This is a genomic window from Pseudoalteromonas sp. APC 3358, assembly GCF_030408075.1.
Classification (GTDB): Bacteria; Pseudomonadota; Gammaproteobacteria; order Enterobacterales; family Alteromonadaceae; genus Pseudoalteromonas; species Pseudoalteromonas arctica.
On the sequence record NZ_JASDCE010000009.1, the window covers coordinates 88,202 to 113,797 of the forward strand.

Annotated in this window: 22 protein-coding genes, 1 other RNA gene and 1 pseudogene; 14 read left to right on the forward strand and 10 right to left on the reverse strand. The window is 39.1% G+C overall.

The window, feature by feature from the left end:
* Positions 1–114: 114 nt before the first annotated feature.
* The 6 genes from dinG to QL995_RS14575 are packed head-to-tail and all read left to right on the forward strand — an operon-like array spanning position 115 to position 4,952.
* Complete coding sequence (dinG, locus tag QL995_RS14550) at positions 115–2,190, forward strand: ATP-dependent DNA helicase DinG (protein WP_290294465.1); 2,076 nt, start codon at positions 115–117, stop codon at positions 2,188–2,190.
* Positions 2,190–2,966: a TSUP family transporter gene (locus QL995_RS14555; protein ID WP_024593658.1), complete on the forward strand. Its 777-nt coding sequence runs from the start codon at positions 2,190–2,192 to the stop codon at positions 2,964–2,966. Before dinG ends, QL995_RS14555 begins: the two co-directional genes overlap by 1 nt.
* 1 nt (position 2,967) lies before the next feature.
* Positions 2,968–3,576, forward strand: coding sequence for a primosomal replication protein (locus tag QL995_RS14560; RefSeq protein WP_007584039.1), 609 nt, complete (start codon positions 2,968–2,970; stop codon positions 3,574–3,576).
* A gap of 13 nt (positions 3,577–3,589) precedes the next feature.
* The gene (locus tag QL995_RS14565; protein WP_121954053.1) at positions 3,590–4,483 is read left to right on the forward strand and encodes a histone deacetylase; all 894 of its coding nucleotides are present in this window, start codon (positions 3,590–3,592) and stop codon (positions 4,481–4,483) included.
* Between the two features lie 51 nt (positions 4,484–4,534).
* Positions 4,535–4,816, forward strand: a complete 282-nt coding sequence (locus tag QL995_RS14570; protein WP_165725429.1) for a late competence development ComFB family protein — start codon at positions 4,535–4,537, stop codon at positions 4,814–4,816.
* Positions 4,800–4,952 (forward strand): DUF2496 domain-containing protein, encoded by a 153-nt coding sequence (locus QL995_RS14575; RefSeq protein ID WP_007584045.1) that lies wholly within the window; start codon positions 4,800–4,802, stop codon positions 4,950–4,952. The genes QL995_RS14570 and QL995_RS14575 overlap by 17 nt, the downstream gene beginning before the upstream one ends.
* Positions 4,953–4,954: 2 nt before the next feature.
* Here the strand turns inward: QL995_RS14575 and QL995_RS14580 are convergent, their stop codons facing one another.
* Positions 4,955–5,476 (reverse strand): sel1 repeat family protein, encoded by a 522-nt coding sequence (locus QL995_RS14580; RefSeq protein WP_290294466.1) that lies wholly within the window; start codon positions 5,474–5,476, stop codon positions 4,955–4,957.
* Positions 5,477–5,581: 105 nt separating this feature from the next.
* Between QL995_RS14580 and QL995_RS14585 the strand changes: the two genes are divergently transcribed.
* Complete coding sequence (locus QL995_RS14585) at positions 5,582–6,457, forward strand: DMT family transporter (protein ID WP_290294467.1); 876 nt, start codon at positions 5,582–5,584, stop codon at positions 6,455–6,457.
* 53 nt (positions 6,458–6,510) lie between these two features.
* Here QL995_RS14585 and QL995_RS14590 read toward each other — a convergent pair whose 3' ends face one another.
* Positions 6,511–8,670, reverse strand: a complete 2,160-nt coding sequence (locus QL995_RS14590) for an exonuclease domain-containing protein (protein ID WP_290294468.1) — start codon at positions 8,668–8,670, stop codon at positions 6,511–6,513.
* 129 nt (positions 8,671–8,799) lie between these two features.
* Here QL995_RS14590 and QL995_RS14595 point away from each other — a divergent pair.
* Positions 8,800–9,009, forward strand: a pseudogene (locus QL995_RS14595) (protein phosphatase); the annotation flags it as partial.
* A 102-nt stretch (positions 9,010–9,111) separates the two neighbouring features.
* On the opposite strand, the gene QL995_RS14600 reads toward QL995_RS14595, so the two are convergent.
* Entirely contained in the window at positions 9,112–9,855 is a 744-nt protein-coding gene (locus tag QL995_RS14600; RefSeq protein WP_165721627.1) for a competence protein CoiA family protein, read from the reverse strand.
* Positions 9,856–9,917: 62 nt separating this feature from the next.
* Positions 9,918–10,373, reverse strand: a complete 456-nt coding sequence (locus tag QL995_RS14605; protein ID WP_096793441.1) for a hypothetical protein — start codon at positions 10,371–10,373, stop codon at positions 9,918–9,920.
* A gap of 426 nt (positions 10,374–10,799) precedes the next feature.
* On the opposite strand from QL995_RS14605, the gene QL995_RS14610 reads away from it, so the two are divergent.
* The 5 genes from QL995_RS14610 to QL995_RS14630 all read left to right on the forward strand — a co-directional run bounded on the left by QL995_RS14610 (position 10,800) and on the right by QL995_RS14630 (position 15,876).
* Complete coding sequence (locus QL995_RS14610) at positions 10,800–12,224, forward strand: sugar porter family MFS transporter (RefSeq protein WP_197116737.1); 1,425 nt, start codon at positions 10,800–10,802, stop codon at positions 12,222–12,224.
* 379 nt (positions 12,225–12,603) lie between these two features.
* Entirely contained in the window at positions 12,604–13,863 is a 1,260-nt protein-coding gene (locus QL995_RS14615; protein ID WP_165735664.1) for an outer membrane protein transport protein, read from the forward strand.
* 2 nt (positions 13,864–13,865) lie between these two features.
* Positions 13,866–14,279 carry a YeeE/YedE thiosulfate transporter family protein gene (locus QL995_RS14620; protein WP_007584056.1) on the forward strand — a complete coding sequence of 138 codons (414 nt, stop codon included), beginning with the start codon at positions 13,866–13,868 and terminating at the stop codon, positions 14,277–14,279.
* 3 nt (positions 14,280–14,282) lie between these two features.
* The gene (locus QL995_RS14625) at positions 14,283–14,684 is read left to right on the forward strand and encodes a DUF6691 family protein (protein ID WP_290294469.1); all 402 of its coding nucleotides are present in this window, start codon (positions 14,283–14,285) and stop codon (positions 14,682–14,684) included.
* Between the two features lie 97 nt (positions 14,685–14,781).
* A complete protein-coding gene (locus QL995_RS14630; RefSeq protein ID WP_290294470.1) occupies positions 14,782–15,876 on the forward strand; it encodes a mechanosensitive ion channel family protein in 1,095 nt (364 codons plus the stop codon).
* 34 nt (positions 15,877–15,910) lie between these two features.
* On the opposite strand, the gene QL995_RS14635 is transcribed toward QL995_RS14630, so the two are convergent.
* From QL995_RS14635 to QL995_RS14655, 5 genes are all read right to left on the reverse strand, one after another.
* Positions 15,911–18,046, reverse strand: a complete 2,136-nt coding sequence (locus QL995_RS14635) for a TonB-dependent siderophore receptor (protein WP_290294471.1) — start codon at positions 18,044–18,046, stop codon at positions 15,911–15,913.
* Between the two features lie 219 nt (positions 18,047–18,265).
* Positions 18,266–18,577, reverse strand: a complete 312-nt coding sequence (locus QL995_RS14640) for an EthD family reductase (RefSeq protein ID WP_007584064.1) — start codon at positions 18,575–18,577, stop codon at positions 18,266–18,268.
* 590 nt (positions 18,578–19,167) lie between these two features.
* Positions 19,168–20,694 (reverse strand): acetyl-CoA hydrolase/transferase family protein, encoded by a 1,527-nt coding sequence (locus tag QL995_RS14645; protein WP_290294472.1) that lies wholly within the window; start codon positions 20,692–20,694, stop codon positions 19,168–19,170.
* 297 nt (positions 20,695–20,991) lie between these two features.
* An RNA gene (ffs, locus tag QL995_RS14650) (signal recognition particle sRNA small type) lies at positions 20,992–21,088 on the reverse strand.
* Between the two features lie 139 nt (positions 21,089–21,227).
* The gene (locus QL995_RS14655; protein WP_101164364.1) at positions 21,228–22,103 is read right to left on the reverse strand and encodes a DUF3014 domain-containing protein; all 876 of its coding nucleotides are present in this window, start codon (positions 22,101–22,103) and stop codon (positions 21,228–21,230) included.
* Between the two features lie 239 nt (positions 22,104–22,342).
* Here QL995_RS14655 and QL995_RS14660 point away from each other — a divergent pair, with 239 nt between their 5' ends.
* Positions 22,343–23,488 (forward strand): patatin-like phospholipase family protein, encoded by a 1,146-nt coding sequence (locus QL995_RS14660; RefSeq protein WP_007584072.1) that lies wholly within the window; start codon positions 22,343–22,345, stop codon positions 23,486–23,488.
* A gap of 9 nt (positions 23,489–23,497) precedes the next feature.
* Here QL995_RS14660 and QL995_RS14665 read toward each other — a convergent pair whose 3' ends face one another.
* Complete coding sequence (locus QL995_RS14665; RefSeq protein WP_290294473.1) at positions 23,498–25,471, reverse strand: monovalent cation:proton antiporter-2 (CPA2) family protein; 1,974 nt, start codon at positions 25,469–25,471, stop codon at positions 23,498–23,500.
* Positions 25,472–25,596 lie beyond the last annotated feature (125 nt).

A 25,596-nucleotide genomic window follows, 5' to 3' on the forward strand; every position in this document is an offset into this window, starting at 1 on the left:
AACACTCAGATACTTTATTTGCTAAATTAATCTCATCACTTCTTGTAGTTACACTCTTATAACTCTAAAATCCATAGCACTGTAATTATATACATACTTTAGGTAAATCATCCCATGCTTTCTGACTCACTAAAAAAAACAATTAGGCAAGTACACCAGCATGTGGCTAGCAACCTAAACGATTATCGCCCTCGTAGCAGTCAAAACTACCTTGTAGCCGAAATAGCAAAAACGCTTGCTGGCGAATACCATAAAAAGCAGCGCATTTGCGTAATTGAAGCAGGCACCGGTACCGGTAAGTCTCTTGCCTATTGTTTAGGCGCGTTGCCTCTTGCCTTAGCACAAAAAAAGAAGCTCGTTATTTCTACCGCAACCGTTGCATTGCAAGAACAATTAATAGCAAAAGAACTGCCATTTTTTAAAAAGCATTCAGGTCTCGACTTTAAATTTGATTTGGTAAAAGGTCGCCATCGTTATATTTGTGCCCACAAACTACATAATGCTGTAAACGGCGATAGCCAAACACAAATGGACTTTATGCCAACGCTTACTTCACCACTGAGCACAATGGAAACCAAGTGTTTGAATGAGCTATATAACGCCTATGTAAATAAAAAATGGCAAGGCGATAGAGACAGCTGGGCCGATACTGTACCCGATAGAGTGTGGAACTTAATAGCCTGCGATAAACATTCATGCCAACGCCAAATGAAGGCCCATCAAACGTGTCCGTTTCAGCTTGCTCGTAATCAATTAATGCAAATGGATGTGCTGGTAATTAACCACTCTTTATTACTTGCCGATTTAGACCTAGGCGGTGGTAAAATTTTACCAGAGCCCGACAACACCATTTATGTAATTGATGAAGCGCACCATTTAGCACATATAACACGCGATTTTTCATCAGCTGCTGCCACAATTAAAGGCACGATAGAATGGCTTGATAAGCTCACCAAGTTTAGCGGGAAAATGGCGAAGGTTTTAGTGGGGCAAAGAGCTATTGGGCAAAACTTTAAACTTTGCGACAGCATTAATGACGCGAATAAAGATTTAAAAGTAGTGCGCGACATTCTTGATAATGCTGACTTTGAATACTCAAAAGACGATACTTACCGCTTTGAACACGGTGAAATTCCACAATCGCTGCACAGTAAAGCAAAAGACATAAGCGAAGCCACGCAAGATGCGCTGCGCTGCTTAAACAAAATGCACGACACACTCACCCAAGATGTAAGTGACGGCGACATAAAACCTTACGTTGCCGACCCAATACTAGGCGAAAGCGGGCAATACATAAACCGATTAGAGCAGCTAAACAAACTTTGGTTTAGTTACGCTAAAAAAGGTGAAGGTGCTCCGCATGCACGGTGGATAAAACGCCTTGAATACAAAAGCCATCACGATCACTTATTAAGCGACTGCCCTATTGAGGTCGGTTACTACCTAAAAGATAAATTATGGCGCGAATGCGCAGGTGCTGTTTTGTGTTCTGCTACATTAAGTGCACTCGGCTCATTTGATCACTTTGCTTACGAAACAGGGCTTGCCAAAGAAGAAGGCGTTAAATTTATTAAAGTACCTTCTCCTTTTGACTACCCAAAACAAGCCACTTTACGTATTCCGGTATCTAAAGTAGAACCTACCGATAAAGACTTTAGTGATCACCTAGCTAAAACTTTACCAGAGTACCTAAATGATAAAAAAGCGAACCTTGTACTATTCGCTTCTTACTGGCAAATGGACCACGTAACAAAGTTTCTTAGAACAAAAGGTTTTAACTTATTAGTACAAGGTGAGATGTCGCGAGAAGCGTTGCTTAAATTACACACCAAAAATGTAGATGAAGGCAAAGGCAGTATTTTATTTGGAACACAAAGTCTTTCAGAAGGCCTTGATTTACCTGGAAAATATTTAGAGAACTTAATAATCACTAAAATTCCGTTTGCTGTACCTACTTCGCCGATAGAAGAAGCGCAAGCAGAATTTGTACAAAGCAAAGGTGGTAACCCGTTTTTAACGATTACCGTGCCAGACGCCGCAAAGAAATTGGTACAAAGCTGTGGTAGACTGCTGCGAAAAGAGAGTGATGAAGGCTGTATTACTATTCTCGATAGGCGCTTAGTTACTAAGCGATACGGTAAAGCCATGCTCGACACCCTACCACCTTTTAAAAGACAAATAGATTATTAATGTTTGAACTCGCACTCGATCCAACAACTTGGGCTGTTTTATGTGCTGTTGCACTTGCCGCAGGTTTTATAGACGCTATCGCCGGTGGCGGTGGTATGTTAACTGTGCCCGCTTTATTAACTGCAGGCTTACCTCCACATTTAACATTAGGCACCAATAAACTAGCAGCAAGTTTTGGCTCCTTAACAGCAAGCTATACTTATTATAAAAAGAACTTATTTAGTCCAAAGTTTTGGGCTGCCTCTATTATTGCTACCGCAATAGGTGCATTGATAGGCACTGTTATTGTTGATCATTTAAGTATCGATTTTTTAAACAAACTACTACCCATTATTATTATTTTAGTTGCCGCTTATAGCTTATTTGGTAATTTAAGTACCACAGAAGGCGATGAGCTCCCTAAACTAAACAAAGCGATGAAAATAAAACAATGGCTACAGGGTTTAGCATTAGGCTTTTTTGATGGTTTAGCAGGCCCAGGTACGGGGACATTTTGGACCGCTTCTAATGGCATGCTTTATAAAATGAACTTGCTACTCAATTGTGGTTTAGCGCGTTCAATGAACTTTGTTTCTAATTTTATATCGCTCATCACCTTTGTAGCACTCGGCCATGTAAACTTTTTACTTGGCATAACAATGGGCTTTTTTATTATGCTAGGCGCATGGTTTGGAGCACATTCGGCAATACGTTTTGGTAGCAAATTTATTCGCCCAGTATTTAATACTATGGTTATACTTTTAGCTTTAAAACTAATTTACGAGGCTTACTTTTAATATGCATTCAATGGCTTTAGATAAACTACGTCAACAAGTTGCAACGCTAAAACAACAAGCTGAGCAATTTGATAAAGCTAAACTTTTTTCTAAAAATCGTTACATGCAAGCGCAACCTAGCTTGTTTGACCGCGCAGTTTTTAGTACAAAAAGCATGAACCTCGTCGATTACGTAATAGAAATAGAAGATGAAGTGTCAAGATTACCGCCAAGTGAGCATCGCCATGCTTATACTTACGCGCTTGAACGTATAGGAGCTCAGGTACAAGCTGTATTCAACGTTATTAAATCAACGCCTATTTGGGTTAAAGAAAACAAAAGCCATTATAAACCACGCCCTAAGCAAACCGTTTATAAGCAAGCGGTACAAAAAATAATGCAATCATCGCACGAGCTTTACGACGAATTAAAACAAAACCATGAGTTTGAACGCCGTTTAGTGCTCATGATTGAAGAGCGTAAAATGCAAATGGATAAAGCCTCGCCAGCTAAAGCACAAAAGCTTAACCTTGAAATATTAAGCACACACGCTCGATTAGGCCGCTGCAGAAAAGCAATTTCTGCCACTGAGGATAAAATACAACAAGTAGAAAAACAGCAGCTGCGTTAAGCCGCACTTTACTATGCAGCTTTATTATCATCCATTGTATTCAGACCTTATCCTTGCAGAACGTCATCGATTCCCTATTCAAAAGTATAAGTTACTTACAACCGAAATAGAAAATCTAGGTGTTTCGGCTATTCACTTTCAAGAGCCTAAAAAAGTAACCGTATCTCAACTTGCGCTATGTCATAGCCAACGTTATATAGATGACTTTTTAAATGGAACGCTAAGTGATAAAGCAATTAAAAAGATAGGATTTCCCTATTCGCAACAACTTGTAGAGCGTACTCTTTTATCAATTGGCGGGAGTATTCAAGCTGCTGAAGCGGCTTTTAGTCACGATCTAACCTTCAATTTAAGCGGTGGTTATCATCATTCTCATAGTGATTTTGGCAGTGGCTTTTGTATTTTTAATGATTTAGCTATTGCAGCAGCACATTTAATAAATACAGAGCAAGCCGACACTGTTTTAATTTTTGATTGCGACGTACACCAAGGCGATGGCACAGCACAAATCACTCAAAACCATAACCAAATTATTACCTGCTCAATTCATTGTGAGCAAAATTTTCCTCGTAATAAGCAAGAGTCCACTTACGATTTTGCATTGCCCGCTAAAACAGCCGACGATGAGTACCTTGCTACATTAAAGCAAGCACTCGATTTTTGCGTGCGCATACATAACCCTGATATTATTTTGTATAATGCAGGCGCTGATATTTACACTAAAGACGAGTTAGGCTTGTTTAATATATCGCTCAATGGCGTATATGAGCGCGACTTGTTTGTTCTCAACTTCTGTAAGCAACATCAAATCCCACTAATGTGCGCTTTAGGTGGCGGTTATCAGCGTAATTTGAGTTCACTAATTAATGTTCATAAACAACTATTTAAAGCCGCTATCGATTTATAGTAAGCCTTAGTATAGACTCAGTTAAACGGATTATTTTAAAGCGGTGGGAATATGCGATTACACGAAGATATACACAACTATTACGAAAAGATTGTAGTTGAAGAAATCATCAAACTTAAACTTGATGAAAAATATGGTGAAGATGTAATGGCTGACTTTTGTTGTACGGTACTAAATCAGCTCCCGCCACGATATATTCGCTACGATGTAGATATGGCGTTTTATTTACCGCAATCAGAACGCATACATATGGAACAGCGTGTGCAAACAGCAATAAATGTCGCCATTAGTCAAATATCAAAAAAGAAAGAGTTAAATGACAAGCCCACTTGATCAAGCCCCTACACATATTAAACTTGCAGTAGATTTAATTATGATACTAGAGCAACACGATGTTGCTCCAGAAGAGGTCTTAAAAGCACTCGATATTGTTAAAAGCGACTTTGAAAAAAAGCTAGAAAAGCCATAACTCTATTCTATTATTTGTATGTCGTACTCGGTAACGATACCTTCGTGCTTAGTGCAATCAATTTTAACTTCACCAAATGTGCGCCTAGGCGAAGTTGAACGACGACAGGTCATATTTTGTGCTTTAACGCCAAATTGCGTTATATACAACGCAACTGTTTCATCTATTAGTTGTTTTTGCTGTGTACTCGCTGCACTATAAAATGCATCGTATTGCGCAGTCCAATTTTCAACCCCCGCTTCTTTTGCAACGCCTAGCCAGCCCATCCCTAGTTTAGTAGATTGCTCCAAGTATTGGCCTTTCAAAAACATAAACGCCAACGTGTATTGTGCACTTTTATAGCCTAGTCCAGCAGGCTCTTTTAAATAATTAAAAGCGGCCTCAAACTGTCCTTTTCGATACGCTTTAATACCATTGTATTCATTCTTTTTCATGGTGGTATCACTGTAAAGGTTGATTGGGCTTGAATTACATCCCCCCAACAAAGTAATAAATACCATAGAAGCTACTGAGAACTTTTTCATTCTTATCCTTAATTTATTATTTTTATATGCCAGTTCCGAATATGGCTTACACTTTTTATAAACCCTGTTATTCTAAAAGCCAATCAGCATAATTAAAATACTATCATGACCTTAGCAAGCTTACTGCGATTATTTTTTCTGGCCGCTATTTGGGGCGCTTCTTTTTTATTTATGCGAATGGCCGCTAACAGCTTGGGGCCTGCGGTATTAATTGAGCTTAGAGTAGGCTTTGCTGCAGTTACTTTATTTATTGTTGCTTTGTATTTAAAACGCCGCTTAGCCTTTACTGAACACAAAAAACACTTTTTTATTATAGGCGCGTTTAATTCTGCTCTACCATTTTTATTTTTTGCTTACGCAGCTCAAACTATAAGCGCTTCTACTTTATCAATTTTAAATTCAACAACCCCTATTTGGGGCGCAGTAGTTGGCATTTTATGGACAAAAACAAAGCCCACCAAAAGTATAGTGCTTGGCTTATTGCTTGGCTTGATAGGTGTTGCAATACTTGTTGGGCAAAATCACTTTGTATTAAATAGCCAATCAATTATAGCCATAGTAGCAGCATTAAGCGCTTCACTTTGCTATGCCATTGCATCGCATTACACTAAAAATGCGCCCAAATTGGCTCCATTCAATAACGCTCATGGCTCAATGTGGGCGTCGAGTTTTATGGTATTGCCACTTATTTTATTTATGCCAATACGTGAAGTTCCAACCACCAACGTTATGCTAGGTGTATTAGTACTGGGCGTAGTATGTACCGCGCTTGCGTATATATTATTTTTTAAACTTATTGACGATATAGGCCCAACTTCAGCACTCACTGTCACCTTTTTAATTCCATTATTTGGCATATTTTGGGGGCATTTATTTTTAGATGAGCAAATAGGGCCAAATACATTACTAGGCGCACTATTTGTAATTGTAGGCACTATGCTGGTTACTGGTTTCTTACCACGAAAAAAAGCACTTAGCTAAAACAAGCTAAATGCTTTAAATTGCATACTACTCCTTGCGTTAAGATTTACTGCTTATTCACTAATTTGGGATTGCTGAATAAGTAACAATAACTCAGCAGTAGCCGTTGCATCAGCAAGTGCGCGGTGATGGCTGGTTAAATTTAAATTAAAATGCGTACTAAGGTTACCAAGCGAATACGACTTTAAGCCTTTAAACGCTTTGCGCGATTCAACCACGGTGCACATTTTTGGCATTTTAAAAAAGTGCCCTGCCATCTCGCATTCTTTTTTAATAAAGCCGTAGTCAAAATTAACGTTATGGGCTACAAAAATACTGCCTGCTAGTTTATCAATTAGTGGCTTTACAACCTCTGCAAATACGGGCGCGTTATAAACCATGCTGTCGCTAATACCAGTTAGTGACGTTATAAATCCAGGTATATGGCGCTCGGGGTTAACTAAGCTCGTCCAGGTATCAATTACTTTACCGTGCTGCACTTTTACAAGGCCTATTTCGGTAATACGGTTACCGCCTTTTAAGCCGCCTGTGGTTTCTATATCAACTACGCTGTAAATACGGTTTGGATCTACAAACCATTTAACCGCAGCAATGTGTACCTCAAAGCCTACGTTTTTTAAGTTATCAATAGTGGTTAATTGGTTGCGCCTAAGCTTATCGCCCGGTGCTTTTACTTCTTCAAAATGTACTTGGCCATTATTGATAACCATTAAGTCGGGGTAGCCGTCTTTTAGCTGTAAATAATGTTTACTCATGGCTGTTAAATGAGTAATTAATGCCTCAAGTGGGCTGTTTAAAATAAGTGCTTCTAACGGCTCTAATAAATTGCTGCGCCATCTAAACAAGCCGTTAGGTTGATCAAAGTATTGCGCTGCATTTTTGCATACTAAATTAAGTAATGCTTGCGACGTTTGGCACTGTGCTAAGCGCTCATTTATCTGTGTTTGCTGCGCTTCATAAAAATTACCAAGTCTTAATACTTGCGGATAAATATCAAACTCATTGCATGGTGGATAAGGCGACTCCACAAATAGCTCATGCCAAAATACTAAACCAAACAAACTTTGCCAAAGCGTGTTTTCGGTATTAAATACAGCCATACCTTGGCGAGTATAATAATCGTTTACGCCCTGCTCTACTTCACCTCGGTACAGTTCATCTATTTCCAGCACGCATTGGGTGTCGGCAAGCATTGCACTTAAACGAGAACGTGTTTTTTTATTAAACTTACGCATTAAAAAATCGTCAGCAAAATAAAGTAAATCATCAGTGAGCGGGTTTTCGATAATGGCTTCTAATCGTGCTTTTACCCACTCTTTATTACCAAGCCTATATTGCTCTCTTATTTGAATTTCTTGTGCTTCACTATCATCCACGCACCCTTCAAGTAAGCTAAAAGCAAGTTCGCTATCAACTGTTTTTAGCTGCCTATAAAGCCTAACTAATAATTTATTTTTTAATGCAACGGCTATTGCACCATGTGCAGCTTGCACTAAAACCTGCGACGCTAAAGCAACGTAATCGCTCTCATCTGTTATATTTTTAAATGCTAACCGGTAACGGTTTAATAAATAGTTTGATTGCGCTTCGTCTAGTGTTTCAAAGCGTGACAAGCTCTCACTGTGCCCTTCGCGCGTAGCGGTTAAGCCTAAGTCTCGCATTACAAAACGGTTTTGATGATTCACATCACCACGGCTTAGTTTACCTGCAAATAAAAACTCAAAATACTCGTAGTAATCACTGCGGTTGTTAATTACATACTGGCTATTAAGTGGCGCAAGCTCTTGTGGGCAGTCTTTAAAAAACTCCCGCGCAATATCCACCAGCGCGCCTTTAGCTGCGCTCTTTTTAAAGCTTATTTGCTCACTGTAATTACTTAGCAACTCAACCAAAGAAGGTTTGGTTAAGTGCGCTAAAAGCTGCGAATAATGCTGCTCGTTTGGCTCAAATAAAATATCGGCTTTTTTAAGCGTATAAATAGCCTGATGCGGCGATGTTATTTCTTCATAATTGAGCGATTGCGCCTGAACCAAATAAGGCTTTCGCGAGTATACCCGCGCTAACATGCACTGGCTTTGCTCATCTAGCTTGTTAATTTTACTAATAAATTCACTATGTTTAGGCTCAAGTAAATGCATACATTTACTTGTTACAAACTCAATAAGCTCTCTAAAATGCGCTAAATAGTATTTTGCTGGTAATTCTTTTTTCATAATATCGCCATAACTGTATATAAAAACAGTATCTAGTATTTGCGCTTATTATTCAATCTTAAACTTGTAATCAGTAATGGTTATAGTTGCCATATATAAATAATGTAGAGTCGATAAGCACTAAATGTAAAAAGCGACATATTACAAGCCATACAATACAAACAAACCATTGCCATACATTGCAAAGGCGGCGCTGGCCGCACAGAGTTGGTAGCTGCACTTATTTTAAATTCGACAGGTTACACAAAAGAAGAGGTATACAACCTAGTACAAGGCATTCGCCCTAAAGCACTCACTATAGAATTACAAAAAGAGTACTTTGATAACTTTGAGGTGTAAGACAGAGGTTGGGGAAGATTTAGCACTATAAATAGTGCTAATAATTCTATTTATAGCCTGTAATGAATTAGCACTGATAAGATTGATCACTTGTTATGCAACTCATTTAAACTTTGCCAAGAAATCATTTTTAATACATGCCTTAATACAGAAACTACTATAATTGTTAAAACGCATTAATTGCCAGATGACACCTTGTCCAAAGTCCAAATAAACTGGTTTTGTTGCTTTAAACCAAACATATCTAGGCCTTTTCCACTCAAAGAGGAAGTGTCCTACATGCGTGGATTTAATTATTCCATCTATTTTATCTGAGCTATGTATTTCTACTAACTCATTCGGACCTCGATACTCAGAAATAAAAGAATAAACGAAATGAGTTTTATGATTACTTGAATGAATAGATATATCTTCCATTGATTCATGCAGAGGATCAGGAAGCATCGCACGTAATTTTATGTTTTTCGCTAGATTACGACCATTAATTACCCAAATCATATCCCCGTAGAAATCCTCTCTTGATTTCAACTCAGCTTCAGACATTGGGGAGTTTTGAAATTCAATTACAATATTCTGCTCATTAACAACATCTGCAATATGCTTTTCACCACTTTTATCAAAGTATACTATTTCTTGATTACGATCTTCCCAATGATTTTTCCAATCTCGATGCCATTGGGATTCATTATCCCACCAAGGATCACAACTACATTTTACCTTGTGCGCCCAATGCCATCTAATTTTTGAACCACACTTTGCTACGGTTGGACTACCACAATATATACAAACTCCTTTCATCTTGGGCAGAGGAGCTTGCTTAAATCCGTCAACTAATGAAAATTTCATAAGTACATAACACTCGGTTGTATAATGCCTCAATCAGCCGCTGCTGGATTGGCTTGTTATATTTATTTACCCAATTCAGGAGCGGGTAAAGTTTTTGTAATACTTTTATTTAGCGAATGATTGTCAAATGCTATAGAAACCATTGAAAGCTTCGCCACCAATTTTTTCCCCTTAAATAGAGCTAAATCCGTTCCTAATTCTGCACCGTCAAGATCGGAGAGTGGAAAAGTTTTGTCAATTTTTTTCCAGCCAGATAATCCTTTAAGTAGGATTACTTCACTGTCTATTTTGATTTCGTATTGCCGAAAGCTGAGTACCATCCACCAAGCAAAAATAGATGTTGTAACCAAAGCGAGAATTAACGCCAAAAGTTGTTCATTTGGCGATAACGAAGTATTACTCTCGCTAAGGAATAAAAGAGCGCCAGCATATATTGCAAAGAATCCGATACAGTTAAATAATAGTAAAAAAATTGATTTAAAAATGATTTGAAAAACTGAGCTACGAATTACAGACATGGTATCTCTATAAATATGACAATTTAATCTACGACATTTGACGCTTTATAAACCGACAAATGTCCCTATTTTATAATCTATTAACCTTAACCACCAAATAACCACATGTAAACAATTACTAAACCTCATATCAGTTTATGTAATTGCAAAAACATACCAAAATGGTAGAGAACAGTGATATTGCTCCAACAGGCACTTTCCATAAAGTGCATATTATTCTTTGAAATTTAGTTTTTGTTATTAAAAGGCGCTACTTAATTTCAAAGTATTGAATCTAACGCCTTTAGCTAATACCTTTAAATTGAAACCTTTAAAAACAACTTAATTTATACTTGCCAATCCCTTTATACCCGCACAAGCATATTCAACCATAACGCTTTACGATATTATGCTCTTTTATATTTAATTTAACTTTCAGGGCATATAATGACAACGCACACACCGCCTTCCCACTCAGCCAACACAGCTGAAAACACCTCTCTTTTTTACGTAATTTTTATCTCTGCCGTTGCTGCTATTGGTGGCTTTTTATTTGGTTTTGACTCGGGCGTTATTAACGGCACGGTGTCGGCACTGGGTAATGCCTTCAATTCAAGCAGTGTGGCTACGGGGTTTAACGTAGCGTCTGTGTTACTTGGCTGTGCCTTAGGTGCGCTTGCTGCGGGGCCGCTGGCTGATAAGTTTGGTCGCCGTGCAATTATGATCATCACCGCGATTATTTTTGCCATTAGTGCTTTTGGTTCGGGCATTAGCGAAAGCTCTGCGGAGTTTATTTTTTACCGCTTGTTTGGTGGTTTAGGTATTGGTGCTGCATCGGTATTAGCGCCAGCTTACATTGCAGAAGTTGCGCCACCAGCACTACGTGGCCGTTTAGCTACACTACAACAACTCGCTATTGTATTGGGTTTATTTGCTGCTTTTTTAAGTAACTACTTAATTGCTGATGCAGCAGGCAGTGCGCAAAATATTTTAATGCTTGATATAGCCGCTTGGCGCTGGATGTTTTGGGCTGAGCTTGTGCCTGCTGTGTTATTTTTAGTGGGTGTTTTGTTTATTCCAGAGTCGCCTCGTTATTTAGTGGCGCAAGGTAAAGTAGATGATGCAAAAGCGGTATTTAGTAAAATATCGGACGACAATGCAGATAAACAAATAAGCGATGTAAAACGCTCATTGCATAGCGATACAAAGCCAAGTATTCGTGATTTATTTATTGATGGCAGTAAAAAAGTACATCCAATTGTTTGGGTGGGTGTGGCGCTGAGTGTGTTTCAGCAATTTGTGGGTATTAACGTGGTGTTTTATTACGGCTCTGAGCTGTGGCAAGCCGCTGGGTTTGATGAGTCGCAATCGCTATTTATAAATGTGCTCGCAGGTACTACTAATATTGTATCGACCTTTATTGCCATTGCCCTAGTTGACAAAGTTGGCCGTAAACCACTGTTGCTTGTAGGTAGTATTGGTATGTTTATCAGCTTAAGCGCGCTTACTTATATATTTGGCAGTGCAGGCCTTGATGAAGCAGGCAAACTTGCCCTTAGCGATAACATGGGTACGTTTGCGCTTATTATGGCTAACTTATTTGTGGTGTTTTTTGGCTTAAGTTGGGGCCCAATTGTATGGGTATTATTGGGCGAAATGTTTAATAACCGTATTCGTGGTGCTGCCCTTGCCGTTGCTGCCAGTGCGCAGTGGATTGCTAACTTTGCAATTACCATGACCTTCCCTATTATGCTGGCTAACATTGGCCTTGCAGGCGCTTATGGCTTTTATGCGTTATCGGCACTTATAAGCATATTTTTTGTTGTTAAATATATTAAAGAAACACGCGGTAAAACGCTTGAATCTATGTGATTTTTAAAAGCGGTGATATTAATCGCCGCTTTGCTTTTACATACATTCGCGTTATTTAAGAATGATTTTTTAGATGAGCTAAACGTTAATTAATAAATATATTTTAAACTGCTGTTGATACGTAAACACTCTTTTTACCAGCAAAATTTTAATACCAAAGTGTGTAGCTACAGATTGCATGCTTAAATATCACTATAGCTCAATACGTTAGCGAACCTTTTAACTTAAGCTAAGGTTGAATAGCAATCTACGCTCATTTATTTTAGCTTTATAACTATTGCCGTATTACCTTTTATTATAACTAATCTATTTAAATTCCTTTTTAGAATATCAAAAATTAGCTATTGTCCGCCCATTCCAACTTTATGTATTTACTAAAATGAAAAAACAGTTAATTTCAGGCTTAGCTTTAACGTGTGCGTTAGGTTCGTTCAGTGCATTTGCTACTAATGGTTATTTTACTCACGGCTATGGCATGACCCACAAAGGCATGGCTGGTGCAGGTGTAGCGCTGTCAGAAGAGTTAATGTCTGGCGCTAATAATCCAGCAACTTTTTTACCTAACGGAACAGAGCTATCACTGGGCTTAGAGCTTTTTTCACCTGAACGAAAATATACTGCATCAAAAGTAGATACTTTTTACCCTGGCGCATTTTATCTTGAAGCAAAAACACAAAAAAGCGACAACACCGTATTTGCAATTCCAGAGTTTGCTATTGGCCATCAATTAAATGAAAAAGTAAATATTGGTTTATTAGTGTATGGCAACGGCGGTATGAATACCGAGTACGGCGCAGAATCCTCTCCTGAGGGGACTTTTTACGCTGGTACAACAGGCGTTGATTTAAAACAACTCTTTATTAGCCCAACAGTAAGCTATAAGTTGAATGAACAAACACGCCTTGGTGTATCCCCTATTTACGTGGTGCAACAGTTTGAAGCACAAGGGCTTGGAAACTTTGCTCCTTTTTCGCAATCACCAGAAGCGCTTACAAATAATGGTACCGATACAAGCACAGGCCTAGGCATTCAACTGGGTATTAGCCAAGATATAAATTCGTCATTAAGCTGGGGGGCAAGTTACCGCTCATCAGTGTCTATGCAAGAGTTTGATAGCTATAAAGGTTTGTTTGCAGAGCAAGGCGGATTTGATCTACCAAGTTCGTTTCAACTTGGCGCAGCCTACAAGCTTACCCCAAGTAATCAGGTTGTATTTGATTGGCAAAAAATAAATTACAGCGAAGTAAAAAGTATTGCAAATCCAGTTAATAACTTGATGTCAGCGCCTTTAGGGGCTGATGCAGGAGCTGGGTTTGGCTGGAACGATATGACTATTTATAAGCTTGGCTATCAATGGCAGCGTACATCGCAACAAAAAATTCGTTTTGGGGTGTCTTACACCGAGCAACCGATTCCTTCGTCCCAAGTTATATTAAATATTTTAGCGCCGGGTGTTCAAGAGTGGCATTTTACAACTGGCCTTAGCCATTCTTTTACCAACAAGGTACAATTAAACGCTATGGCTTTTTATTCGCCAGCAAAAAAAGTAACGGGTGCTAACTACTTAGCGCCTAATCAACAATTATCAATCGAAATGAAACAAACCGGTTTAGGCGTTTCTATTGTTTGGGAAATTTAAAAATGATAACAGAATTCACCCCAGTATCGGCTGCAATAGGCGGTGCATTAATAGGTATAGCGTGTACGTTATTACTGGTTTTATACGGAAAAATTGCGGGCATATCAGGCATTGTTAAGTCTGTATTTGCTAAAGCAAATTCAGACTCTCGTTGGCAGTTATACTTTATTTTAGGGTTATTGTTGGCAGGAGTGGCTGTAAGGGTATTTGCACCTTCTTTATTAGAAGGCGAATTGCAATTACCGCCTTGGCTTATTGTTGTTGCAGGGCTTTTAGTTGGCGCTGGTACAACTTTAGCTAACGGGTGCACAAGTGGCCATGGCGTGTGCGGCATGTCGCGCTTTTCTGCTCGCTCTTGGGTTGCAACATGTACATTTATGCTTGTCGCCTTCATTACAGCAAACCTTGTAGGATAAATAATGAAAGCAATTATGATGGTTGTTATAGGCTTTATATTTGGCTTAGGACTTATTGTTAGCGGGATGACAAACCCTGCTAAAGTGATTAACTTTCTTACCTATGGAAACCAATGGGACGCAAGCTTAGTTATAGTGATGGCTGTTGCCATGCTAATAATGATGCTTACATGGTTATGGGTTGCAAAAAAAGAGAAGCCACTTCTTTCAGGAACGTTTAATTTAAGTAATTTAAAAAATATTGATGCGCGCTTAATTATCGGCTCAGTACTTTTTGGTTTAGGCTGGGGTTTAAGTGGTATATGTCCAGGCCCTGGCTTGGTTCAATTGGTGTCTCTTAAAATGGAGTTTTTGTTATTTTTTGCAGCCGTCTTAGGCGGTATGTGGTTAGCCAAAAAAGTATAATATTTGCTGCCGACTAAACTCGGCAGCTACTTTTACCCAAACAAAGGTACATAACTTGCTGCAATATATATAAAACTATATTGAACAGGTTTAAGTTATGCTAAATAAAGCGCTGGAATTTTCTAATAGCACACCTTGGTTAAGCGCAGCGCCCTCTCTTTTACTTATAGCTATACTACTGTTTTTAATTCGTTTTTTTGTAATGTACTGGCTAAAAAAATGGACTTCAAAAACCAAATTTATATTCGATACTTTACTAATAGAGTCAATATCTAAACCGCTAACACTGTGCACAATTATTGTGCTACTCACCATTTTAGAGCACGACACCTTCATTATTAGTACTTCTATTTCTCAACAAATTCCTTTTAATAGCATTAATATTGTACTAGCTCTACTGGCACTTATTATGTTTTTAGACCGCTTTATTATTGGCACTATTAATTACTATGGTAAACAATCTGCCGTTGTTTTTAATTCAAAAAGCATAATTAAAGGCGTGATACGCGTTACATTATCATCCGTAGGAATACTAGTATTAATGGGCACGTTAGGTATTTCTATTACACCCATTATTGCCTCGTTAGGTATTACATCACTGGCTGTTGCCCTTGCTTTACAACCTACCCTCGAAAACTTTTTTTCTGGCGTGCAGCTAGTGATAGATAAACCCATAAGAGTGGGCGATTTTATTGAGCTTGAATCAAAAGAACAAGGCTTTGTAGATCACATAGGCTGGCGCTCTACATGGGTTAAAATGCTACCTAATAATATGATTATTATACCTAATAGCCAATTATCTAAATCGCGTATTATTAATTACTTTTATCCTGAAAGAGAGCTAAGCGTCCCTGTAGATATAAGCGTGCATTACGATTCTGATTTAGAATTTGTTGAACAAGTAACACTTGAAGTGGCTCGTGAAATACTTATTTCACACGAATGGGGCGTTGATGATTACAATACCTTTGTGGTTTTTCATACCTTTGACAGATCAAGTATTAACTTTACGGTTATGCTGCGCGCAAAAGAATACTTTAATCGCTTTTGGGTTAAATCTGCTTTTATAAAAGCCCTGCATAAACGCTATAAAAAAGAAGGCATTGTAATTCCCTTCCCTATTACGGCTATTAACACTACACAAGAATCCGCTAAATTTAATAGTGATAAAAAGGGGCAAGGCGATACTTAAAACAAAGCGCGAGAGACTCTCGCGCTAATAAGTATTAAAACTTGTAGGTTATTTGCCCAACAATTTCTCGCGGGCTACCCGGAAAGTGACCGTTACGCTGGCTAAATCCGCTTACAGCATATTCCTTATCAAACAGGTTGTTAATATTTACACTTAGTAATACGTCATCAAAGCGACTCGTCCAGCTCATATCAAATACGGTAAACGGTTTTACTTTTTGACCATCGGAGCTTACTTGCTCACTCACATAATTAGCGCCAAACGCAATAGAGGAATTAATCGAATCGAGCCCAAAGCGTGACCATAAACCCGCCTGATGGCGCGGCGCATTAGCAAAGCGCGAGCCATCACCAAATGTATCTGAAAGCGTATCACCCGTTACGCCATCTACTACTTGCGTATCGTTGTATGCGTAGTTAGCCGTTATTGTCCAGTGCTCGGATAAATCACCTACTAAAGTTGTTTCAAATCCACGGCTTTCTACTTCACCTATATTTAAAAGTGCGGCAATACCATCACCCGCGCCCGTATCGTCAGGGTTGCTCATTACCACGTTTTCTTTATTAATTTGATAAACAGCAAATGTACTCATTATTTTGCCGTCAAACCATCGGTTTTTCATACCCAGCTCGGTTTGCTTACCTGTTTCTGGGTCTAAGTTGCCCTCGCCTACCACATCTTCCTGATCGCCCGACGATGTAGGATTAAAGCTTTCAGAGTAGTTTATGTAAACAGAGGTGTTTTCTATTGGCTGGTACGTTACTGCAACGCGAGGTGTAACACCGTTATCAGAATAGCTAAAGCCTGTTTCCTTATTTAATTCTTTAAAGTAATCGTAGCGTAAGCCTGCAATTACGGTCCATTGTTCGCCAATACTTATAACATCTTGAGCGTATACACCAAAGCGATCGGTATCTACACCATCACGATCTAAATCGGTTAAGTTATAGGTGCTAGGGTCTGTTTCACCGTAATTAAGTGTATAAATATTTAAGTTTGCTACACCATCAGCCTCATATCGGGCACGCAAGTAATCGTACTGCGTTTCTACCACATGGTAATCGCCACCAAATAAAAATTGATGCTCTAAATTACCTTGCTCAATGTTATATACAAAATCAGTTGTTAAGCTTATTTCTTCGTTTGCTCGAAACTGTTTGCGGTATTCTCGTCTTATAGTTTCATCATCTATATTAGCAACGCCATCACCATTTACGTCAACCCAATTTTGCGACTCGTGATACGCTTGGTCGCGCTCATTATCAAGGTATCGCACAGTAGTGCTAACAGAGAAATCATCAGAAAAACTATGATTTAACTCAGCTTGAAGCACCAAAGCTTCCATATCTTGATAGTCAAATGATTCGTTCGCGTTATACGAAGGGTCTACCAGAAAGTTGCCGTTATCATCTACCGGTACTCCACGTAAGCGATTGCCACCTAAGTCTTGTTTTATGTAATCAACACTTGTTGTAAGCGTTGTTGAATCACTCAAATCAAATAACAATCCGCCTGTTAGCTCCGTATTAGCTGAATCGGCGTTGTTACGAAAGCTGTCTTGCTCCTCATAAAAACCACCCAATCTATAAGCCATCGTATCGCTTAAACCACCGGTCATATCGAGTGATGCGCCACGCGTGTTGTAGTTACCTAAGGTGAGCTTTAATTCGCGCTTTTCTAGGTAGCTTGGTTTTTTGGTTACGTAATTAATCATTCCACCAGGTTCGCCACCGCCATATAAAGCTGAGGCTGGGCCTTTTAATACTTCAACACGTTCAACATTAAATAACTGCGGTACACCAAAGCCTGAGTACGGGTCGCCGCGCACACCATCGTAAAATACATTTGCGTCATCTCTAAAACCACGAAAAGTTACGCCTGAGTAGCTATATTCGCTCACTCCCGCAATAGATCGGTACAAATCGGTAATGTCACGAGCTGCTTGGTCAATTATAAGTTGCTCTGTTAACACCTGAGCCGATTGCGGAAGCTTAATAAGATCTAAATTAGTTTTAGTACCAATTTTACTTTCGGTTTCTAGGTAAAATTGCTGGGCACGGCCAGTTACTTCTATTTTTTCAATATCGTTATTTTGCTCTGCAAATGCCATATTAGAAAAAGCAGATAAAGACGCAGCAATACTTAATGCCAAATAATTAGGGTTAAACATGATAATTCCTGGGAGAAGTGTAGATAGCCAACAAGCTAAATGATAACTCTTATCATTTTCATAATCAACACAGGAGCGGGTTTAATACATCTAAATATTAGAACTAATTTTACTTAAAACAGAGCGCTAGCCCTTTTATTGCAGTTAAAATAAAACCCCTACTGTATTAAATACAGTAGGGGTTATTAAGTAATTCTTAAATTAGTTTTAGCGTGTAATTTACCCAGCAATATTGCTAATTTGAATTACTGGAGACACGTTAGTAAAATTAACTAAATCAGCGGCTATTGCCTCTTGATGAGGTGCAAAGGCTTGCTGAAAAGATTCTACCGATTCAAACACTAAATGCCCCATAGCAATATAAGTTGGCGCTTCGCCCGGTGCGCCACCAGCTAAACCTGCATCTGCACTACTTGATATAAGCGCTTTACCAACTAACTCTGCAACTAGTGGTAAATGTGTTTTACAGTAGTAGTCCATATCGAAAGTAGCACTTTCATTATTTGGGTATAATACGCTTACTTTAATCATTACATTCTCTCTTTTATTTACTAAAAAATTTAAAGCGTCTTTTGAAACAGTATGAATCATACATAAGTAAAAAACGCATAAGTGAGCAGTCGCTCAATTATGCGGTATTCATACTCATAGCGCCAGTAATTTGATTGCATTGCTTATTTTAATTAAGGTGATACTTCGCTAATTTACTTAAGTGCGGGTCGTTTTTTAAAAGGTTTGGGCAGCAAAGGTTCTACAAAGTTAACGCACGTATTTATTCAATATGCTAAATCAGACTCAAAACCTTCAGGCAAAATATAAACCAAGCCCTTAACTGGTTTTACTGTAAGGTCGCTCTTCTAATCCTCTATAAAATGCCATTTAGTACCTGTATTTTTAATAAGCACATTACACACTTAATAATGGTAGTAGCACTTAAACCTAAGTGAATAAAATAACAGTAATGAAGGTGATTAAGAAAGGTATGCAAAGAGTAGGTATAAAATTATTTTGGGCTTTAAGTTTTTATCAAACCGCACTAATCAAAGCTGATTGAGCTGACACTAGTGCGGTTCAAAAGTAAGTATAAAACTAACTAATTCAATTTTAATAAACCAAAATGCTTATGCAGACAGTTGCACTGGAGCATCTGCTGCAGATACTTTTTTCATGCTGCCTTGTTGTTCAAGGCGAATATGCCAACTAAATGCTTCTTCTAGTAAATGAGGGGTATGCCCGCCACGCTCACATGCACGATTGTAGTAATCTAACATATCGTCACGATAATCTGGGTGCACACAGTGCTTAATGACTTGTATCGCTCGCTCACGCGGCGCTAAACCGCGTAAATCAGCTAAGCCTTGCTCGGTTACTAAAATATCAACATCGTGTTCGTTATGATCAACATGACTCGCCATAGGCACTACGCTTGAAATAGCCCCATCTTTAGCAATCGATTTAGTCACAAATATTGCTAAATGAGCATTGCGAGCAAAATCACCAGAGCCACCAATACCATTCATCATCCGTGTGCCACAAACATGTGTTGAATTTACGTTGCCATACATATCAAACTCAAGCGCAGTATTAATTGCAATAATTCCTAAACGGCGCACTATTTCAGGATGGTTCGAAATTTCTTGAGGGCGTAACACTAGCTTGTCTTTGTATTGCTCTAAGTTATTAAATACTTGCGCGTTACAACGCTCAGACAACACAATTGAGCTGCCCGATGCAAAACTAAGCTTACCTGCGTCAATTAGGTCAAATGTCGAATCTTGTAGTACTTCAGAGTACATTGTTAAGTCTTTAAAGTCAGAGTCGAGTAATCCCATCATTACAGCATTTGCAATATTACCAATGCCTGCTTGTAGCGGTCCTAAATTAGCTGGCAATTTATTTTGAGCCACTTCGTCTTTAAAAAAGTTAACTAAATGGCGCGCAATAGCGGCGGTGTCTTCATCAGGGTCGGTAACGGTAGAAAACGAATCGCTTTGGTTAGTAAAAACAATACCAACAATTTTTGCAGGATCGATAGGAATAGCAGTACTACCAATTCTATCATCTACTTTAACTAACGGCATTGGTTGACGAGTAGGACGATAAGATGGAATGTATATATCGTGCAAACCTTCAAGATTCGGGTTATGCAGCATATTAATTTCAACAATGACTTCTTTGGCAAAAATAGCAAAGCTTGCTGAGTTACCAACCGATGTAGTTGGCACAATATGCCCTTCTTCGGTAATGGCAACGGCTTCAATAACAGCTACATCAGGCATGGTTAATTGATGATTTCGTAGATGCTCAACTGTTTCAGATAAATGCTGATCAATAAACATTACTTCACCGTTATTAATCGCTTTACGTAAAGTGCTATCTACTTGAAAAGGCATACGACGCGCTAAAATGCCCGCTTCTGTTAATAGCTTGTCGAGATCATTACCTAATGACGCACCCGTCATTAAATTTATTTTGATTGGATTTTTTTTGACTTGCTCAATTAATGCTCTGGGTACTGCTTTAGCTTCTCCGGCGCGAGTGAAACCACTCATCCCTACAGTCATTCCATCTTTAATAAATTGGCTTGCTTGTTCTGCCGGCATCACCTTGTCATGCAGGTTACTATTGCGAATACGTTCCAAGTGCATACTGAGCTCCTCTCTAAATTTGACATTATTCTAATCCTAACTTCGTACTACACAATCTAGACTTAAGTCGTATTTACGAATCGAGGATGAGCAACATGTTTAAAAGGGAGGTTAATTTACTTTTAATTAATACTATCATGTAGTTATTAGTAATATTTTTAACAAAAATGACATAACAATCTATAACGTAATTTATAAAGTAATCTATAAATAAATAGTATTATTTAATTAGAGGAATTATTTTTGAGGAATTAAGTTTATTAGTTCAAACACCCAAATGAGGAATTTGGGTGGCAGTCTTACCAGCCACATCTCGGCACACACGTCACAAACTGTGGCTGCTCCCTTCCGGGCCTGACCAGGTTCGCCTGCTAGTGTTGCGAGAGGACCAATAAGACTACCATTGAGGGCCTTGGTTGGCGCGGGAGGGATTATCTCTACTTTTGCTCTGTTATTCAAGGGATAATCTAAAAAGAAAGTGCGATTGCATACTTCATATACAATCGCGGCGTATTTAGCTATTTTAGTGCGTATTAATTGTTCTCTAACTGCGCTTTTATATTACGTAATGCTGCTTTTACTTTTTTCATGTTTTCTGGACCCATACGTAAAAGCTGTTTTTGTGCATCTGGTAATTGCTCCCACTCCGAAAACGCATACTGATACGTTACTGAATCACGAAGTAACGGCAAGTCACCTTCAGGCTCTGGCGTATCAAGTAATAAATCGATTGCATCGGTTAGCGTTTGATTAAACTCGTCATCGCCGTAACCAATTTCACTGTATGCATTATTAATAAGTGGCTTGTACTCTTCGTACATGCGAACGGCTTGCGCTGCACTCATACTGGTAAATATTTTCACATACGGTGTATAACGCTCGTAGCTGTTAGGGTTAATCGTTAAGATATCACCTTCATTCACGCTAAATTTTTCTTCTGGCTGTACAACAGGCATGTGTTTTTTAGCTATTTTTCCTTTTGCTAAGTTATCTACATATACCACACCACGACGAATAACATCGTCGGTCACCATTAAGCTCATTACTGAGTCGCTTAGGTACTCGTCCATTTTAGCAACAACAACTGCATCACTTTCGTTAAGCGTTGGTAGTGGCTCTACTTCTGGCACAGGCTCACTTGGACTTTGTGCTGGTACTTCAAGCTCTGCTGGCTTTTCTGGATTTACAGACGGCGCATCTACCACGGGGTCGTTCTCGGGTTTAAGCTCCATCATAGGTTGTTCTTTAACTGTGGGCTCTACCTCAGTGCGTGTTGCTTGCTCGTCACTGGGTGTTAGCAATACGAAGGCGGCCGCACATGCTACGACTATTAAAATAATAACGGCGAAAAGAATATTGTTATTAGGTGGACGTTTTTGAACATCTGATGCTTCTGGTTTATCTGACATACGAACTCCATAAAAATTAAAATGCGATATCACTTAGAGTACGCTAAGTGGATTAAATTCATTCTTACACAAATACTATTACATTTTATAATACGGCAATTATAGCAAAGTAAGCTACGTACTAAATTGGGTGATTAAACAATGTAATAAGTATTAGGGCAGTTATCCTTTGATTCTTCTAGCTTAAAGACTTACAGTTAATAAATAAAGTAAAGACGTAGAACAGTTTAACCACCAATATGAAAATCAAGCAAGTTGATCCACAAAAACCTAAAATTGCCTTATTACTCACAGGTGGTGGCGCACGTGCTGCTTATCAAGTGGGTGTTCTTAAAGCGCTAGCTCATAGTATGCCTCGTACCGCTCCATTGCCATTTAGAGTAATAAATGGCACCTCTGCTGGGGCTATTAACTCAGCTGCGTTAGCATGTTACGCCTCCTGTGCGCATTTGGCTGTACGAAAGCTTGAATCAGTTTGGAAAAACTTTTCAACCTCTATGGTCTATAAAAGTGATTTTTTAAGCGTATTTGGTCATATTGCGCGTAATATTTTAACGAGCTTTCAGTCAGAACATATTAACCATCCACCAGCGAGCTTGCTAAACAACCGCCCTCTGCGCGGTTTATTAAACGAAATTTTAGATTTACACCGCATTGAGCGCAATTTACATCGTAATTATTTAGATGCGCTGTCTATTACGGCTTCTAGTTATACCACGGGCGACTCTGTTGCATTTTTTCAATCTAATACGCAAACATCATGGCAGCGTGCTAAACGCGAAGGCCGTGCAACTCGTATTAATGTTGAGCACTTAATGGCATCGAGTGCTATCCCTATGGTGTTTCCAAGTGTAAATATTTATAACCATTACTTTGGGGATGGCTCTATACATCAACTTTCTCCGCTGAGTCCGTCGATTCATTTAGGCGCTGAAAAAATATTTATTATTGGGGTCGACCAACCCAAAGAATTACACCCACCGGGTTACTCGCCACATTATCCGGGTCTATCTGCTGTTGCAGGGCATTTACTCGACAGTGTATTTACCGACACTATGCAATCGGATTTAGAGCGTTTGGCTCGTGTTAACCGAACATTAGGGCTATTACCCGCTCGCGACAAACATCAAGAACTTAAACAAATAGATACCTTTGTCATTAACCCTTCGCAAAACTTTAATGCCATTGCAGCGCAGTATTACGACGATATGCCATGGGCCATTAAAGTATTGCTACGTACCATAGGTGTAAAAAAGCATTCGCAATCGAGCTTAACCAGTTACCTATTGTTTGAAAAACGCTACACCCAGCATTTAATGCAAATTGGCTATGAAGATGGTATGGCGCAGCTGCCTAAGATGCGTGAATTTTTAGAGTTAGATTAATCTAAGTAACTATTCGATTCCGTCGAGCAGGTAGTGCTCTACCCGCTCAACACGCCTTGGTTTACCTTGTAATACTAAAACGTCATTAGCCAATAATGTTGTTTGCGCTGATGGCGTATCTATTTCGGCTCCTTCTCTGCGCAGTGCTTTTACGAGCACTCGCCGCTTTTCTAAATTAAGATCTTCAATTGTTTTACCCACGGCATAAGCTTGCTGAGGTAGTGCTACAACATGTAAGTATTCTAATCGTTCACTTGAGGCATCTTCGCTATCTTTAAAATACCCTGCATAAAAGCTTTGCATTAACGGATAACGATTACGACGTTCTTTACTTACTCTACGCACAATACGCGTCATCGGTACGCCCGACATAGACAACACATGCGACACGAGCATTAAGCTCGCCTCTAACGACTCTGGCACTACTTCGGTTACGCCTAGCCCTTTTAAATAATCTAACTGGCTATCGTCACGAGTACGAATAAGTATTTTAACGTTGGGCGCTATTTGTTTTATGGCATCAATAACAACTTGTGCGTGATCAAGCTCTGTAAAAGTAATAATAACCAAGCGAGCTCGCTCTACTCCTGCGCACTTTAAAATATCTTTTTGTTTAACATAGCCAAATATAACAGGCTCACCTGCCGCTTTGCCTTCTTGTACTAAAATTGGGTTACTTTCAATGGCAACGTAGTCTATTGCTTCGGGCTTTAAAAAACGCGCTATAGTTTGCCCAACTCGCGAAAAACCACAAATAACAACATGGTCGCTATAAAGTGTACTACTTTGTGGCTCACTCTCCAGCGCTAAACTAGGGCGATCGAGTATACCCAAACGCTTTAAAATAAATGGCGTTTTATCAATCAAAAATGGTGTAAATGCCATTGATAACACACCAAGGGCAATTAAAAATGAAGCTTGCTCTGAGTTTAGTAGCTGATGCTGGCCAGCAAGTGCGATAAGTACAAAACCAAACTCCCCCATTTGCCACAGCATAATGCCACAGGCGAGCGAGTCTTGGTTTCGCTCATGCATTAGCCGCGCACTAAGTGTTACTACTGTAATTTTTAATACGAGTAACCCAAGCAATGCGCCAATAATTATTACTATATGCGCCAGTACAAATAAAATATCCAACTGCATACCCACAGTTACAAAAAACAGCCCCATTAAAATATCGCGAAATGGACGTATATCGGCCTCTAACTGATGCCTGTAATGGCTCTCACCTAACATCATTCCCGCTAAAAAAGCGCCCAATGCCATAGACAAGCCAAACATATACGTTAAAAAGCCCGCAAATAAGGCTACTAATATAGTGGTAAGCACAAACAACTCATCGGTTCGTACTTGCGCTATTTCTTTAAACACAATGGGCAATACCCATTTACCAATTGCCCAAAGAAGCACGCATACAAATGCGCCCTTACTTAGGGCAAACGCTAAAGCCCAACCAATACTTTGAGAGTCGCTTGATGCAAATAAAGGAAGTATTATTAATAGAGGAACAACAGCAATATCTTGAAAAAGCAGTACACCAACGGCCAATTGCCCACGGCGCTGATTAAGCTCACCCGTTTCTTTTAATAGCTTAACCACTACAGCCGTAGAAGAAAGCGCCATAATTGTACCAATGGTAAAACTGGTGAGTAGGGAAAAGTCTAAACAATATAAAATAATAATGAAGAGTAAGCTGGTTATACCTACTTGTAACGAGCCCAGCCCAAATACTAGGCTTCGCATTGCCATTAGTCGCGAAATAGAAAATTCTAACCCCAAACTAAATAACAAAAACACAATCCCAAGCTCTGCTACAAACTCTATTTCATGAGATTGCGCTAACCAACCAATACCATGACTACCGGCTAAAACCCCCGTTGCTAGGTACGCCAAAATAGGCGGCAAGCCAATGCGTTTAAAAAACCACACAAAAAGAACTGCAGCCACTAGCAAGCCAAAAATTTGAACGTTAATACTCTGCAAATTCGGCCTCACGCGTCAATTAAACCAAGGGACTTACTTTAAATATAGCAACCTTCTGTTTTTCAGCCAGTTTTAAAATATGGCACAAAAATCGCTTAGTAATTGCAAAGTAACACCCTCGGGGG